14 protein-coding genes are annotated in these 14,620 nt (G+C 55.5%); 4 read left to right on the forward strand and 10 right to left on the reverse strand.

Annotation, left to right across the window (positions count from 1 at the left end; all coding sequences use genetic code 11):
* Positions 1 to 33: 33 nt before the first annotated feature.
* From EE896_RS17585 to gltP, 3 genes are all read right to left on the reverse strand, one after another.
* Positions 34 to 408, reverse strand: coding sequence for a helix-turn-helix domain-containing protein (locus EE896_RS17585; RefSeq protein ID WP_003855711.1), 375 nt, complete (start codon positions 406 to 408; stop codon positions 34 to 36).
* A gap of 268 nt (positions 409 to 676) precedes the next feature.
* Entirely contained in the window at positions 677 to 799 is a 123-nt protein-coding gene (locus EE896_RS22790) for a type II toxin-antitoxin system RelE family toxin (RefSeq protein ID WP_003855712.1), read from the reverse strand.
* Positions 800 to 1,016: 217 nt separating this feature from the next.
* Positions 1,017 to 2,318: a glutamate/aspartate:proton symporter GltP gene (gltP, locus tag EE896_RS17590; protein ID WP_140916097.1), complete on the reverse strand. Its 1,302-nt coding sequence runs from the start codon at positions 2,316 to 2,318 to the stop codon at positions 1,017 to 1,019.
* A 586-nt stretch (positions 2,319 to 2,904) separates the two neighbouring features.
* On the opposite strand from gltP, the gene acs reads away from it, so the two are divergent.
* The 3 genes from acs (at position 2,905) to EE896_RS17605 (ending at position 6,982) form a co-directional block, all read left to right on the forward strand.
* Complete coding sequence (acs, locus tag EE896_RS17595) at positions 2,905 to 4,860, forward strand: acetate--CoA ligase (RefSeq protein WP_008926618.1); 1,956 nt, start codon at positions 2,905 to 2,907, stop codon at positions 4,858 to 4,860.
* A 140-nt stretch (positions 4,861 to 5,000) separates the two neighbouring features.
* Positions 5,001 to 5,330 carry a DUF485 domain-containing protein gene (locus EE896_RS17600; RefSeq protein WP_003855715.1) on the forward strand — a complete coding sequence of 110 codons (330 nt, stop codon included), beginning with the start codon at positions 5,001 to 5,003 and terminating at the stop codon, positions 5,328 to 5,330.
* Positions 5,327 to 6,982: a cation acetate symporter gene (locus EE896_RS17605; RefSeq protein ID WP_003855716.1), complete on the forward strand. Its 1,656-nt coding sequence runs from the start codon at positions 5,327 to 5,329 to the stop codon at positions 6,980 to 6,982. Before EE896_RS17600 ends, EE896_RS17605 begins: the two co-directional genes overlap by 4 nt.
* Before the next feature lie 82 nt (positions 6,983 to 7,064).
* Here EE896_RS17605 and EE896_RS17610 read toward each other — a convergent pair whose 3' ends face one another.
* The 3 genes from EE896_RS17610 to EE896_RS17620 form a co-directional block, all read right to left on the reverse strand.
* Positions 7,065 to 7,610, reverse strand: a complete 546-nt coding sequence (locus EE896_RS17610) for a YfaZ family outer membrane protein (protein WP_003855717.1) — start codon at positions 7,608 to 7,610, stop codon at positions 7,065 to 7,067.
* Between the two features lie 140 nt (positions 7,611 to 7,750).
* Positions 7,751 to 8,446 (reverse strand): LrgB family protein, encoded by a 696-nt coding sequence (locus EE896_RS17615; RefSeq protein ID WP_039660666.1) that lies wholly within the window; start codon positions 8,444 to 8,446, stop codon positions 7,751 to 7,753.
* Positions 8,439 to 8,864 (reverse strand): CidA/LrgA family protein, encoded by a 426-nt coding sequence (locus EE896_RS17620; RefSeq protein ID WP_033763398.1) that lies wholly within the window; start codon positions 8,862 to 8,864, stop codon positions 8,439 to 8,441. The genes EE896_RS17615 and EE896_RS17620 overlap by 8 nt, the downstream gene beginning before the upstream one ends.
* Before the next feature lie 102 nt (positions 8,865 to 8,966).
* Between EE896_RS17620 and EE896_RS17625 the strand changes: the two genes are divergently transcribed.
* Positions 8,967 to 9,869: a LysR family transcriptional regulator gene (locus tag EE896_RS17625; RefSeq protein WP_008926616.1), complete on the forward strand. Its 903-nt coding sequence runs from the start codon at positions 8,967 to 8,969 to the stop codon at positions 9,867 to 9,869.
* A 44-nt stretch (positions 9,870 to 9,913) separates the two neighbouring features.
* Here EE896_RS17625 and EE896_RS17630 read toward each other — a convergent pair whose 3' ends face one another.
* From EE896_RS17630 to soxR, 4 genes are all read right to left on the reverse strand, one after another.
* Complete coding sequence (locus EE896_RS17630; protein WP_003855721.1) at positions 9,914 to 11,563, reverse strand: Na+/H+ antiporter; 1,650 nt, start codon at positions 11,561 to 11,563, stop codon at positions 9,914 to 9,916.
* 145 nt (positions 11,564 to 11,708) lie between these two features.
* Positions 11,709 to 13,058, reverse strand: coding sequence for an NCS2 family permease (locus EE896_RS17635; RefSeq protein WP_008926615.1), 1,350 nt, complete (start codon positions 13,056 to 13,058; stop codon positions 11,709 to 11,711).
* A gap of 358 nt (positions 13,059 to 13,416) precedes the next feature.
* On the reverse strand, positions 13,417 to 14,082 hold the full coding sequence (locus EE896_RS17640) for a glutathione S-transferase family protein (protein ID WP_140916142.1): 666 nt from the start codon (positions 14,080 to 14,082) through the stop codon (positions 13,417 to 13,419).
* Positions 14,083 to 14,121: 39 nt separating this feature from the next.
* A complete protein-coding gene (soxR, locus tag EE896_RS17645; protein ID WP_003855725.1) occupies positions 14,122 to 14,607 on the reverse strand; it encodes a redox-sensitive transcriptional activator SoxR in 486 nt (161 codons plus the stop codon).
* Positions 14,608 to 14,620 lie beyond the last annotated feature (13 nt).

Raw genomic sequence — 14,620 nt, forward strand, 5'->3', positions numbered from 1 at the left:
GAAAGGCACAATGCGGTTTAAAAGCACGTTGATTTAATCAATATAAAGTTGTGACGTTCTGCAGTCATATAAGGCTGCCAGCTTCTCAAGCGTTTGTTTTTGAGGTTTCTTTCTCGACTCTAACTTCGAAACGCCAGCCTGCGTGATGCCTAATTTGTTCGCGACCTCTTCCTGCGACATTTGCCGATGTAAACGCCAGGCAACATGCAAAGGAACAGATTGCCTCCGGCTGATTTTCATTACGTCATGGGGAATCGTTTCGTCATCATCCGGTCCCGCTTTATAGGTGAGAGGCTCAAATACGTCGTCTAAGTGACGCCCGGCCATGAGCCGGTTAAACAACTCAATGGGGATGACGGCACCCGTGCGGTTCCCGCGCTCGTCTGTCAGAAACTGTATCGCATTCATGGTTAATCACTCCTTACTGCCGCAACAGTCCAGACCTGATCATCTGCTGGCGCGACTTAGCTATGTTCTTATCTGCTCTTAACTCAGTGGTGACGCAGGCTAACCCCAACCGCTTGCTAACGCTTTTTATACGTGGTCGATGTTCTTCTTACGACTTCTAGAATAGCGATAACCACTGGCTGACCTTTCTCTATCTTCCACAGCACGCGGTCGTGACCCACCACCAACTTCATTCGCTTCTCTTTATCATCCGTCAGCTTTTCGACCTTCAGATGGGAATATCAGGCCACTTAGCCAGCGCCTCTACAGCATCTTCGATGGCGTTACCTTCTTTCTGAGGCAGCCCATATAGCTGTTTCAATGCCCTTTTCGTCCAGTTAATTTCTGGCATCCGTCAACACTCCTTGTTGTCAAAGCACGCTTTCAATCAACCTTTAAAAATAACCAAATTCAGTCATAAAAGCAAAGAAAAAGCTATCAAAAGCGTTATTTAGTTATTTTTATATAACTAATTTTTTGAATGCTCATCCTGCTAAGAACGATGACAAAGCCACACAAACAAAAAGGGCCCAACTTTCGTTGAGCCCCTCTTTACGTTAACGCTGTTCTCAGCTTGCGGTCTGCGTCCGCAACTGCAGCTCATACTCTTTTGCCTGTTCAGCGTCGAACTGGTTTTCCCAGCGGGCAATCACCAGCACCGCCAGCGCGTTACCGATCACGTTCAGCGCAGTACGCGCCATATCCATGATGCGGTCAACACCGGCGATAAACGCCAGACCTTCAAGAGGAATACCAACGCTGCCCAGCGTGGCCAGCAGCACCACGAACGACACGCCTGGCACACCCGCGATCCCTTTCGAGGTCACCATCAGCGTCAGGACCAGCACAATCTCATCGGTCAGCGACAGGTCAATGCCGTACAGCTGGGCAATAAAGATCGCCGCGATACTCTGATACAGCGTCGAACCATCCAGATTGAACGAATAACCGGTCGGCACCACGAAGCTGGTTATCGCTTTTGGTGCGCCGTAGGCTTCCATCTTCTCCATGATGCGTGGCAACACGGTTTCTGAGCTGGAGGTAGAGTAAGAGAGAATCAGCTCATCCTTCAGGATACGCATCAGCGTAGTAATCCGCAGCTTACAGAAGCGCGCGACTCCGCCCAGCACCACAAAAGCGAAGAACAGAATTGCCGCGTAAACCAGCAGCACCAGCTTAGCCAGCGGCCACAGCGAGGCAAATCCGAAGTTAGCGATGGTCACCGCAATCAGCGCAAACACACCGACCGGCGCATAACGCATGATCATGTGCGTCACTTTAAACATCGTTTCAGAAATGCCACGGAACAGGTTTACCAGCGGATCGCGCTGTTCCGACGGCAGTGACGACAGACCTAAGCCAAACAGCACCGAGAAAAAGATAATCGGCAGCATGTCGCCCTTCGCCATGGAAGCGAAGATATTCTGCGGGATCAGCGACAGAATGGTGGTGACCAGGCTGTGCGGACCGCCCTGTACCTCTGCCGTTGTCGCTTCATATTTAGAGATGTCCACCGTTGCCAGCGTTGACATATCAATGCCGGTGCCGGGTTGAAATACGTTGGCCAGCGTAATACCGACCACAATGGCAAGGGTGGTGATCACTTCAAAGTAGAGAATCGTTTTGACGCCGATGCGTCCCAGCTTTTTTGCATCACCCACGCCAGCGATGCCGACAACCAGGGATGAAATCACAATCGGTACCACAATCATCTTGATAAGATGAATAAAGATATCGCCTGCAGGACTGAGAATGTTAGCGACTAACCATTCACGATTGTCTGGCTGATTATGCAATACAGCACCCACAACGATGCCAAGCACCAGGGCTGTCAGAATCTGCCAGGCCAGGCTGATTTTAAAACCTTTCATAACGCGTAATTTCCTCAGTCAAAACCCGTTTCTCTCTACTGCGAAGGTGCAGAAGACAATACACACAGGGAGTGAGCAAAAAGCCCGGTAAATTAGAGGGTGTTTAGAAACAGCGCCTCGTATGAAAATCTGATGATTCCCATACCCATTTTCAGACGCGGTCTGAGTTGATACCTGCAGAACAGGGGCGAGATAAGTACCATTTTCACTGTGGTAAATGCAACCCCTGGCAGATCCGATTAAAAGTTAGCCACCTAAGCAGCATAAAGTGCTGCCGGAAGTAAAAATACCTAACCTGCTGTTATGAAAAGTAATACTTAGATGAATTTACGCATAGCTATTCACTACTGGTTAAAAAGGCTGCCGGCGCGTTTGCTTGCTTTTTATCCAGCCCATTCCCTTTTCATACCCCTTCTTATATTCCCCATCGCCGTCAGAGCGTTAAACGAAAGTAGCAATCCGGCTTCACGTTTTGCGGCGGAAGCACTATCACGTGATCTGTGGCGCAAAAAAGAAACAAAGACTCAGGGCAGGCTTTAATTAACCATTGATTGACATATCATTAACATCTTCAAGGAGATCCGCCATGAGCCAAAATCACATTCATCCTGTTCCAGAGAATATTGCAGCAAACACCCTGATTACAGCAGAGCAGTATCAGGCGATGTATCAGCAATCTGTCGACGATCCAGACAGCTTCTGGGGCGAACAGGGCAAAATCCTTGACTGGATTAAGCCTTACAGCAAAGTGAAAAACTGCTCGTTTGCGCCAGGTAACATTAACATTCGCTGGTACGAAGATGGCACGCTCAACCTGGCGGCAAACTGCCTTGACCGTCATCTCGCCACGCGCGGCGATCACCCGGCGATTATCTGGGAAGGCGACGACGCCAGCGAAAGCAAAACCCTGACCTTCCGCCAGCTGCATGCTGAAGTCTGTCGCTTCGCCAACGTGCTGGAGCTGCTGGACGTGAAAAAAGGCGACGTGGTGGCGATCTATATGCCGATGGTGCCGGAAGCCGCGGTGGCAATGCTGGCCTGTGCGCGTATTGGTGCCGTCCACTCGGTGATTTTTGGCGGCTTCTCACCGGAAGCGGTTGCTGGCCGTATCGTCGATTCCAGCGCTTCGCTGGTGATTACGGCCGATGAAGGGATCCGCGCCGGTCGCAGCATTCCGCTGAAGAAAAATGTCGATGATGCGTTAAAAAATCCCAACGTCACCAGCGTGAAAAACGTGGTGGTGTTCCAGCGCACCGGTAAAGATGTGGGCTGGGTTGAAGGCCGCGATCAGTGGTGGCATGACCTGATGCTCAACGCCAGCACCAACCATTCTGCAGCCGAAGTCGGCGCGGAAGATCCATTGTTTATCCTTTATACGTCGGGTTCAACCGGTAAACCCAAAGGTGTGCTGCATACCACTGGCGGGTATCTGGTCTATGCCGCCACCACCTTTAAGTTCGTCTTTGATTATCATCAGGATGATATCTACTGGTGCACCGCCGATGTCGGCTGGGTAACCGGTCACAGCTATCTGGTGTATGGTCCGCTGGCCTGTGGTGCCACCACCCTGATGTTTGAAGGGGTGCCGAACTGGCCAACACCGAGCCGTATGGCGGAAGTGGTTGATAAACATAAAGTCACCCTGCTTTACACCGCGCCGACCGCCATCCGTGCGCTGATGGCGGAAGGGGACAAAGCGATTGCCGGCACCGACCGCAGCAGCCTGCGCATTATGGGCTCGGTCGGCGAGCCGATTAACCCGGAAGCCTGGGAGTGGTACTACAAGAAAATTGGTAACAGCCGCTGCCCGATTGTGGATACCTGGTGGCAGACCGAAACCGGCGGCTTTATGATCACGCCGCTGCCGGGTGCGACCGAACTGAAAGCCGGTTCCGCCACCCGACCGTTCTTTGGCGTGCAACCGGCGCTGGTGGACAACGAAGGTCAGCCACAGGAAGGTGCCTGTGAAGGCAATCTGGTGATCACCGAGTCGTGGCCGGGACAGGCGCGTACCCTCTTTGGCGATCATGACCGTTTTGAGCAGACTTACTTCTCTACCTTTAAAAATGTCTACTTCAGTGGAGACGGTGCCCGTCGCGATGAAGATGGCTACTACTGGATCACGGGACGCGTTGATGACGTGCTCAACGTCTCCGGTCACCGCCTGGGAACCGCTGAGATTGAATCGGCGCTGGTGTCGCACCCTAAAATTGCCGAAGCGGCCGTGGTGGGGATCCCTCACAGCATCAAAGGCCAGGCGATTTATGCCTATATCACGCTGAATCACGGTGAAGAGCCGTCGCCAGAGCTGTACACCGAAGTGCGCCAGTGGGTCCGCAAAGAGATCGGCCCCATTGCCACGCCTGATGTGCTGCACTGGACAGACTCACTGCCGAAAACCCGCTCCGGCAAAATCATGCGCCGTATTCTGCGCAAAATTGCCACCGGTGATACCAGCAACCTGGGTGATACCTCTACCCTCGCCGATCCTGGCGTAGTTGAAAAACTGCTTGAGGAGAAACAGTCGATCAAAATGCCTTAAGCGCACGCTGTCCGGCGGGAAGATCGCTTCCCGCCACCCCCGCCCTACGCAGTCTGTTCCGGTAGTCACAAATATTATAACCAGCTGAATCCACGCCCTGTCGTGAGGTTCTTGCCTGCAAGCCCTCTGGAGAAAATGTGATGAATGACGCCCTTTCGAATCAGGATGCAATCAATCAGCAGATTGAACGTAATCCGCTTTTTCATGAGTTAGTCCATAAGCGCCAGGCGTTCGCGACGCTGCTGTCGCTGATTATGCTGGTGCTCTATGTCGGTTTTATCCTGCTGATTGCGTTTGCGCCCGGCTGGCTCGGTACGCCGCTGCATGCCGGAACCAATGTGACGCGCGGCATCCCGATTGGCGTCGGGCTGATTGTGATGTCATTTGTGCTGACCGGTGTCTATGTCTGGCGCGCCAACGGGGAATTTGACCGTTTAACCAAAGCGATCCTCCGCGAGGTGAAATCATGACCCGTCTCACCTTATGGCTACTGGCCCTGATGTTGCCGTTTTCAGCGCTGGCCGCCGATGCGATTACCGGTGCGGTGCAGCGCCAGGCGACCAACTATCAGGCGATTATCATGTTTACGATTTTCGTCGGCGCCACGCTGGGGATTACTTACTGGGCGTCAAAACGCACCCGTTCGCGCAACGACTACTACACTGCGGGCGGCAATATCACCGGCTTTCAGAATGGCCTGGCGATGGCGGGTGACTTCATGTCAGCAGCCTCATTTCTGGGCATTTCGGCGCTGGTTTACACCTCCGGCTATGACGGACTGATCTACTCGCTCGGCTTCCTGGTCGGCTGGCCGATGATTCTGTTTTTAATTGCCGAGCGGCTGCGCAACCTGGGTCGTTATACCTTTGCTGACGTCGCCTCCTATCGTCTGAAGCAGATGCCGATTCGCACCCTGTCAGCCTGCGGTTCGCTGGTGGTGGTGGCGCTCTACCTGATCGCGCAGATGGTGGGTGCCGGTAAGCTTATCCAGCTGCTGTTTGGCCTGAACTATCATGTGGCGGTGGTTCTGGTGGGCATTCTGATGGTGATGTACGTGCTGTTTGGCGGCATGCTGGCAACCACCTGGGTGCAGATCATCAAGGCGGTGCTGCTGCTGTTTGGTGCCTCTTTTATGGCCATCATGGTAATGAAAGCAGCCAATTTCAGCTTTAATACGCTGTTCACCGAAGCGATGGCAGTCCATCCAAAAGGCATCGCGATTATGCAGCCTGGCGGACTGGTGAAAGATCCTATCTCGGCGCTGTCGCTGGGGCTGGGCCTGATGTTTGGTACAGCCGGATTGCCGCACATTCTGATGCGCTTCTTCACCGTCGCGGATGCCAAAGAGGCCCGTAAAAGTGTCTTCTGGGCCACCGGCTTTATGGGTTACTTCTACTTCCTCACCTTTATTATCGGCTTCGGTGCCATCCTGCTGGTGGGCGCTAATCCGGCCTTTAAAGATGCCAGCGGCGCCTTGATTGGTGGGACCAATATGGCGGCGGTGCATCTGGCTAACGCCGTGGGCGGCAGCACCTTCCTGGGCTTTATCTCAGCGGTTGCCTTTGCCACCATTCTGGCCGTGGTCGCGGGCCTGACCCTGGCGGGTGCGTCGGCGGTTTCTCACGACCTCTATGCCAGCGTGTACCGCAAAGGTCAGGCGAGCGAGAAAGATGAGCTGCGGGTTTCTAAAATCACCGTGCTGGCGCTGGGCGTGGTCGCTATTGCGCTGGGTATTCTGTTTGAGAAGCAGAACATCGCCTTTATGGTCGGGCTGGCCTTCTCAATTGCGGCCAGCTGTAACTTCCCGATCATTCTGCTGTCGATGTACTGGTCAAAACTCACCACGCGCGGCGCGATGGTGGGCGGCTGGCTGGGTCTGCTGACTGCCGTCATTCTGATGATCCTTGGCCCAACCGTGTGGGTGCAGGTGCTGGGAAATGCGACACCGATTTTCCCGTATGAATATCCGGCGCTGTTCTCCATGGTAGTGGCATTTGTGGGCATCTGGCTCTTCTCTGTCACCGACCATTCGCAGCAGGGCGCAGAGGAACGTTCGCGCTTCCGCGCACAGTTTATTCGCTCGCAGACGGGCACCGGCATTGAACAGGGTAAGGCGCACTGATCGCCGTTTAACATTGATAACGAGCAGCCAATAAAAAAGGGCGACTACAGAAGTAGTCGCCCTTCTCTTTCACGCAACAGAATCAGAAGCGCAGAGATGCACCCACGTACGGGCCATCGACCAGCACGTTATCTTTGCGTCCATCTTTGTTGTTCAGTTCGATGTACTGATAACCCACACGCAGGTTAAGCAGTGAAACCGGCGTGAAGCTCAGGCCGCCAGCGGCTTCCTGATAGCTGTCGAGGTGATCGGTGAACGACTCTGGCGCGTAATAATACTCACCATACAGGCCCCACATGCTGTTGAAGCTGTAGTGTGCTGCACCACCCAGCGCCACCGCAAATCCATCTTTTCCATCTTCAGGATGGGTGAAAATCGCTTTTGCGGTCGGCGCCAGACGCAGCGGCCCGAAATCAACGTTGTAACCCAGACCGGCACCGTAGGTGCTGCCGTCATGGTCGCTACGCAGCCAGTTACCTTTCAGAAACAGACCGGGTGTTGTGGTGCCCAGACCCAGGTTCAGGTTGGTGTTGTGTTCGCTGACATCAACACTGCCTTCAATTGCCTGAGCGGCGCCGCTCAGTAAAACCAGCCCAAGGGCGCTCCCGGTAACAAGTTGCTTAAACATGATTCCACTCCGTGAAGGACAATTAATTCGGCCGCAAGGTTAACAGCCTGAAACGGAGAGACAACAAAATCCGGGAAACTTTACGTAAAAATACGTGTCGCGTTCAGAATTACCGCTGCCTCTGCGCTACGCAGTGTAGACTATATTGTCCACATCAGGTGTCCAATCAGCGGAGCCAGCACCACGGTCACTACGCCCGAGAGCATCATAACCAGGCTGGCGACCACGCCCTCCTGCTGCCCAAGCTGATAAGCACGCGCCGTTCCGGCACCGTGCGACGCAGCCCCAAACCCGGCCCCTTTCGCCACACCCTGCTTGATTGCGAGGCGCAGAAACAGCACGTCACCTACCGCCATGCCAAACACGCCAGTGATGACCACAAACAGCGCAACCAGATCGGGCTGACCGCCAATTGGTCCGGCTGCGGCCAGCGCAAACGGGGTAGTAATGGAGCGCACCGCCAGACTGCGCTGGATTGACTCTGGCAGCGTCAACAGCCGCGCCAGCCAGACCGAGCTGCAGACAGCGACCACCGTGGCGGTCAATACGCCCGCGCTCAGGGATAGCCAGTGCCGCTTAATAATCTCCACGTTCTCATAGACTGGCACTGCAAACGCCAGCGTAGCGGGTCCCAGCAACCAGAGCAGCCAGTGGTTTTCAGCAATGTAATCCTGCCAGCTGATGTGCGTCAGCAGCAGCAGTCCGACCAGCACCAGCGGCGTCATGACCAGTGGCATTAACAGCAGTGTCCGCCAGCGGCTATAAAGCCGTTTATTCAGCGCATACACCAGCAGCGTAACCGCGACACACAAGAGACTGATGATAAAATCACGCATCTGGATTCTGCTTACGCGCGGCGCGCGCGACTTCATACTGATAAAGCCGGTCCACGACCCAGGCGGTCGACGCCAGCACCAGCGTCGTACTGACACCAATCACCACACAGATGCGCCAGCCATCCACACGCAGCAGCGCGCCATAGTTCACGACCGCCACTACCGCCGGAATAAAAAACAGCAACATTTCGGCCAGCAGCCAGCGTGACCCGGCTTTTACCCAGTTCAGCGGCACAATCCGCGTTACGATCAACGCCAGCAGCACCAGCATCCCGACGATATTGGCAGGCAGTGGCAGGTGCAGCCAGCTCACCAGCTGTTGACTGGCGACAAACAGGCCAATATATAACCCTACCTGCAGTGGCAGGCTAAGCCATTGCACTGCGCGGTTGCTGAGTGGAGTGAGTGCTAACGCCATCGCCTGTCTCCCCGATTAAATTGATGTCGCCAGTATAAAACGCCAACAGAGTGTGAAAAAAATGAATTAAAATTATCGTAATCATGCCTGAAAGGAATAGTTATGGACGTGCGCGCCCTGCGTTACTTTACTGAAGTGGTTCGCCAGCAGAGTTTTACCCGCGCGGCACAAAAGCTGTTTGTGACGCAGCCAACCATCAGCAAAATGCTGCGCCAGCTGGAGGAGGAGCTGGGCTGTACGCTGATCCTGCGCGATGGCCGTCGTCTTCATCTTACCGACAGCGGTCAGGCGGTCTATCAGCGTGGCCTGGCGATCCTGCAGGAGTTTCATCAGCTGGAAGCGGAGATTGGTGACATCAACCAGCTTAAAACCGGCGAGCTGCGACTCGGCATTCCGCCGATGGTCGGTATGCAGATAGCCGGATCGATTTCCGCCTTTCGCCGCCGCTATCCCGGCGTTCAGCTGAAAATCTCTGAGTTCGGCGGTCTGACCGTTCAGCAGGCGGTGCTGGCGGGCAGTCTGGATATCGCCCTGACCGCACTGCCGGTCGACGCTGAGCTGCCGCTGAACACCCTGCCCCTGATGCATCATCCGCTTTGCGTGCTGCTGCCGCGTCGCCCGGAGTGGCTCAGCCGCCAGCAGATTGGACTGGCAGAACTGGCCGCGCATCCGCTGCTGATTTTCAATGAGGAGTTTTCGCTGAATCGTCAGCTAATGCAGGCGTTTCAGCGGCTTAACCTGACGCCCACGGTGGCAGTGCGGAGCGGTCAGTGGGATTTTCTGGCGGCGATGGTGCAGGCGGAAATGGGGCTGGCGATTCTGCCAGAGCCTATCTGTCAGCGGCTGGATAAGCAGTCGCTCTTGTGGCTGCCGCTGGAATCGGAACTGAAGTGGAGTCTGGGTTTAATCTGGCGGGAAGGGAGTTATCTGTCGCGCAGTGCGCAGGCGTGGATCAACTGTTGCCGGGAGCACTGGCCGGATGAGCCGCCGCGCCTGTCGGTGTGAAAGGCTGGCACGCCCGCATGAATGCGCAGGCGTGCCGGTCAGACTTACTCTTCTTTTTCGATCAGCAGCGCTTCCAGTAGATCCAAATCGTGCAGTAACGTCTGCATCGTCTCATTGGAAATTTGCTGGGTCGCGCGCAGATGATAGAGCTCCGCGCGCTCGGCACGCAATCCGGTCAGACGGAAGCGACGCTCAAGGTTCTCAGCATACAGCGCGTGTTCGAGGTCATTCTTTCCTTCGGCACGACGACGCAGGTTGCCAATCACTCGCAGACTCACCTCTTTGAGCAGTTCCGGATCGATGTTCTCTTCCGATCCGTTATCCAGTCGCTCTTCCATCTTGTGAAGGCTTTCAATCGCGGCGCCTGCCATTACCGCACGGGCATTCTGCAGCTCACGGCGGTGCGCACCTTTATCAATGGTATCCACGCCACGCAGGAGAATCGGCAGCAGCACTACGCCCACCAGCAATGAGAACAGAATCACACCGGTGGCGATAAACACCAGCTCATAACGCGCCGGGAAAGGCTCGCCATTGGTCAGGAACAGCGGAATCGACAGCACACCGGCCAGCGTAATGGCACCGCGCACTCCAGCAAAAGAGGCGATCAACAGCTCACGTAGCGAGTAGTTAGAGAACTCCATCGGCTTCTTCTTCAGCAGCCGTTTGCTGAAACGCTGCATAATCCACAGCCAGCCAAAACGCACGATCATCAGCGCGGCGTAGACCAGCCCGATATCGGCAAACAGCATCCAGAGTTCGACGTTCGGATCGGCCTGTGCCTGGTCGATTGAGGTCTGCAGAATATCCGGCAGCTGCAGGCCCAGCATCAGGAAGACCATGCCGTTGAACACGAACTCCAGCATCTGCCAGACGCTGTTTGCACGAAGACGCATCGCCAGCGGGGCCTGACGAATAATACCGGAACGGGTGATGGTCATACCGGCCGCCACCGCCGCCAGGATGCCTGAAACACCCAGATGTTCAGCAATCAGATAAGAGGCGAAAGGCAATAGCAGCAGCAGTACGGTCTGAGTGGCCGGATCGTCACCGCTCCAGCGGCTGAGCAGGCGCAACGACTTACCGTAGAGCCAGCAGATTGCCACACCCGCGACCAGGCCACCCACGGCGACCTTCAGAAACTCAATGCTGGCACCGCCCCAGGTAAACACCATCGTGCCCATGGCAACGGCCACGGCAAATTTCAGTGAAACCAGACCCGATGCATCATTCATCAGGGCTTCACCCTGCACAATCGACATAATCTTTTTGGGAATGCGGCCTTCACCCACAATGCCGGAAAGCGCCACGGCATCGGTAGGCGACAACACGGCCGCCAGCGCCAGCGCCGGAATCAACGGGATACCCGGCACCAGCCAGTAGATCAGATAGCCAATGCCGAACACCGTAATCAGCACCAGCGCCAGCGCTAAGCCAATTATCTCGCGGCCATGATGCAGGAACTCACTGATGGGCGTCTTCCAGCCATCCGCAAACAGCAACGGCGGAATGAACAGCACCAGAAACAGCTCTGGATCAAAGTCGACATGCAGACCAAACGTTGGCCAGGCCAGCATCGCACCCACGGCGATCTGAACGAGTGGCAAGGGGATCTGAAAAGGGAGAATACGAGCCGCGACGCCAGAGAGCGACACGACCAGCGTCATGATGAGAATTGTAAAAAAGATTTCCATGCTTTCCTTAGGCGTCGTTTCTTTCAATCATTGGTTAAGCATTAAAGTGTAAAACAAACTGCGGTGAAGGGTGTCAGCTACGCGTGCGCCGGGCGGGAAAAAAGTGACAAATACCGGGCGCACAAGCGCACGCCCGGTTGTGCCGTCAGATAGCCCAGCCACCGGCGTAAAATGCCACCAGCGCGACAGCAATAATGACCGTACCGACGTTGAGCTTACGCCATTCACCGGCAAAGAGGCGGCCCACCACCAGGCTGGCAAAACCGATCATGATGCCGGTTACGATGTTGCAGGTGAGCACAATGATCACGGCCGTTAGCAGGCCCGACATCGCATCGACAAAATCATTGAAGTCGACTTTTGCCACGTTGCTGAGCATCAGCAGCCCCACATACATTAAGGCGGGTGCGGTCGCGTAAGCCGGCACCAGATAAGCCAGCGGTGACATAAACAGAATAGCGAGAAACAGCAGGCCAACCACAATCGCAGTAAGACCCGTTTTGCCGCCTGCTGCGGTGCCTGCCGCCGATTCGATATAGACCGCAGCCGGTGATGCGCCCACCAGTCCCGCGAACAGGCTGCTGACAGAATCACTGGTCAGCGCACGGCCACCATTAATAATCTGCCCCTGTTTATCCAGCAGATTGGCCTGACCCGCGACCGCGCGAATCGTGCCGGTAGCGTCAAAGACCGCGGTCATCACGAGTGCCAGTACGCTGGGCAGCACCACCGGCTGCATCGCGCCCATAATGTCCAGGCTAAACAGCAGCGACTGACCGCTGGCATCACGCAGGCTTGGCAGTGCAAACAGTCCCTGCCAGGTCACCGCAGGGTCAAAGATCAGGCCCAGCAGTGAAATAGCGATAATCGTCAGCAGAATGCCGCCGGGCACCCGACGCTTCTCCAGTCCAATAATCGCGGCCAGTCCCAGCAGCGTCATCATCACCGGGAAACTGGTGAAGTGGCCCAGTGCCACCGGCAGGCCCGGTGCCGGATTTTTTACGACCAGCCCGACGCCGTCAGCCGCAATCAGCAGCAGAAAAAGGCCAATCCCGACGCCGGTTCCGTGCGCTACACCCATTGGCAGATTACGCAGGATCCAGGCGCGGATGCCGGTCACCGAGATCAGGGTAAACAGCAGGCCCATCAGAAACACTGCACCCAGCGCCACCGGCACGCTGATGTGCTGACCCAGCACCAGGCTGAAAGCGGTAAAGGCGGTTAAAGAGATCGCACAGCCAATCGCCATCGGCAGATTGGCCCATAGCCCCATAAGGAGGGAGCCAAAGCTGGCGACCAGGCAGGTGGCGACAAACACGGCGGAGGGGGAGAAACCGGCTTTGCCCAGCATTCCCGGCACCACGATGACGGAGTAGACCATCGCCAGGAAGGTGGTGAGTCCGGCCAGAATTTCCTGCCGCACGCTGCTGCCGCGCGCCGAGATCGAGAACCAGGCGTCCAGTTTTCCACTGGCCGGGCGTGATTCAGTTGACATAGTTGAGCCTCAAATTTCTTGTTGTGTGGATCGCTCTGCGACCATCGCTGTCCCTGGAATAAGCGGGTAGACGGCGTCACTGCCCGGTTTAACCTGGCAGGCAAACGTTTACCTTGCCGCAGATAGTTAGCCGCTAAAATCGGCCAGATAAAAAGGCAGGGGATTATCGGGCGTTTAGCGGCATATTTTCAACAGCAACAGGGAGATTCATCAGCATAAAAATCAGAGATAAAGAGGGGATAGGCGTCCGGTACAAGCCATGATCACTCGCTGACATCCTGAAGTTAAAGCGATTTTCCGGAGAAAAAGCGCACCGGCGCAGGCATGAGGAGATCCGACGCGCCGGTGGAAAAGAGAACTAACCTGGCAGTGAAAGCTCGCCGCCCTGATCAATCGCACGTTGCCAGGCAGCACGCTGCTGCACGGTCTGAAGCCATTTCTGCGTGGCAGGCATCTGATCGAGTCCGGCACGTTGCGCCAGCGCCAGCAGCGGAAAGCTCATCTGGATATCCGCAATCGAGAAACGCTGGCCGGCAAACCAGGGATGCGTAGCCAGATGCTGTTCGATCATCTGTATGTGCGGCTTCAGCTGTTTATCCAGGAAAGCTTTCTGCACGCCTTTGCCGAATGCTGCCCCAACCGGACGCAGCAGCCAGGGCACCGGTGCTTTGCCCATCTGACCAAAGATTAGCTTCATGACCAGCAGTGGCATCAGCGAGCCTTCGGCATAATGCAGCCAGTAGCGGCACTGTAGCCGTGATTCCTCATCACTGACTTTCAGTCGGAACGCGTGGTCATGTTTCTCTTCAAGATATTCGAGAATGGCACCGGATTCTGCCACCACCCGATTGCCATCGGTAATGACGGGCGATTTCCCCAGCGGATGCACTTTTCTTAACGCCTCCGGAGCCAGCATGGTCGGTTCGCGTTGATAGCGTTTAATCTGGTACGGCACTTCAAGCTCTTCCAGCAGCCACAGCACCCGATGTGAGCGCGATTTCTCGAGATGGTGAACGGTGATCATCATGATTCCCTGTGTTTTGACCTTCACCAAGTATAGACGTCACTCTGTATCGGTATGTTTATCATCCTGTTCCGGGTCGAGTAGCACGGCACCTGAGCCCTGCTGACCCAGCCGATCGCCGGGGTTGCGCAGCGGGCAGTCGCGCATCGACAGGCAGCCGCAGCCGATACAGCCATCGAGGTCATTGCGCAGGCGGGTCAGGGTTTCAATACGCTTATCCAGCTCTTCGCGCCAGTGCTGCGTCAGGGCATCCCACTCTGGTGTGGACATACGCTTGTTTGCGGGAATATGGTCCAGACTGTCACTCACGGTCGCCAGCGGAATACCGATGCGCTGCGCAATCTTGATAATCGCGACACGTCGCAGCACGTCACGGCTGTATCGCCGCTGATTGCCGCTATTTCGCGTGCTGGAGATCAATCCTTTTGTCTCATAGAAGTGCAGCGCCGAGACCGCCACACCGCTACGGCGCGCCACTTCACCCGGTGTTAAAACCGGTTTTGGATAGTTGCGTTCTTTTTTCATCAGGCTCTTTACC

It is taken from the genome of Pantoea eucalypti (genome assembly GCF_009646115.1).
GTDB lineage: Bacteria > Pseudomonadota > Gammaproteobacteria > Enterobacterales > Enterobacteriaceae > Pantoea > Pantoea eucalypti.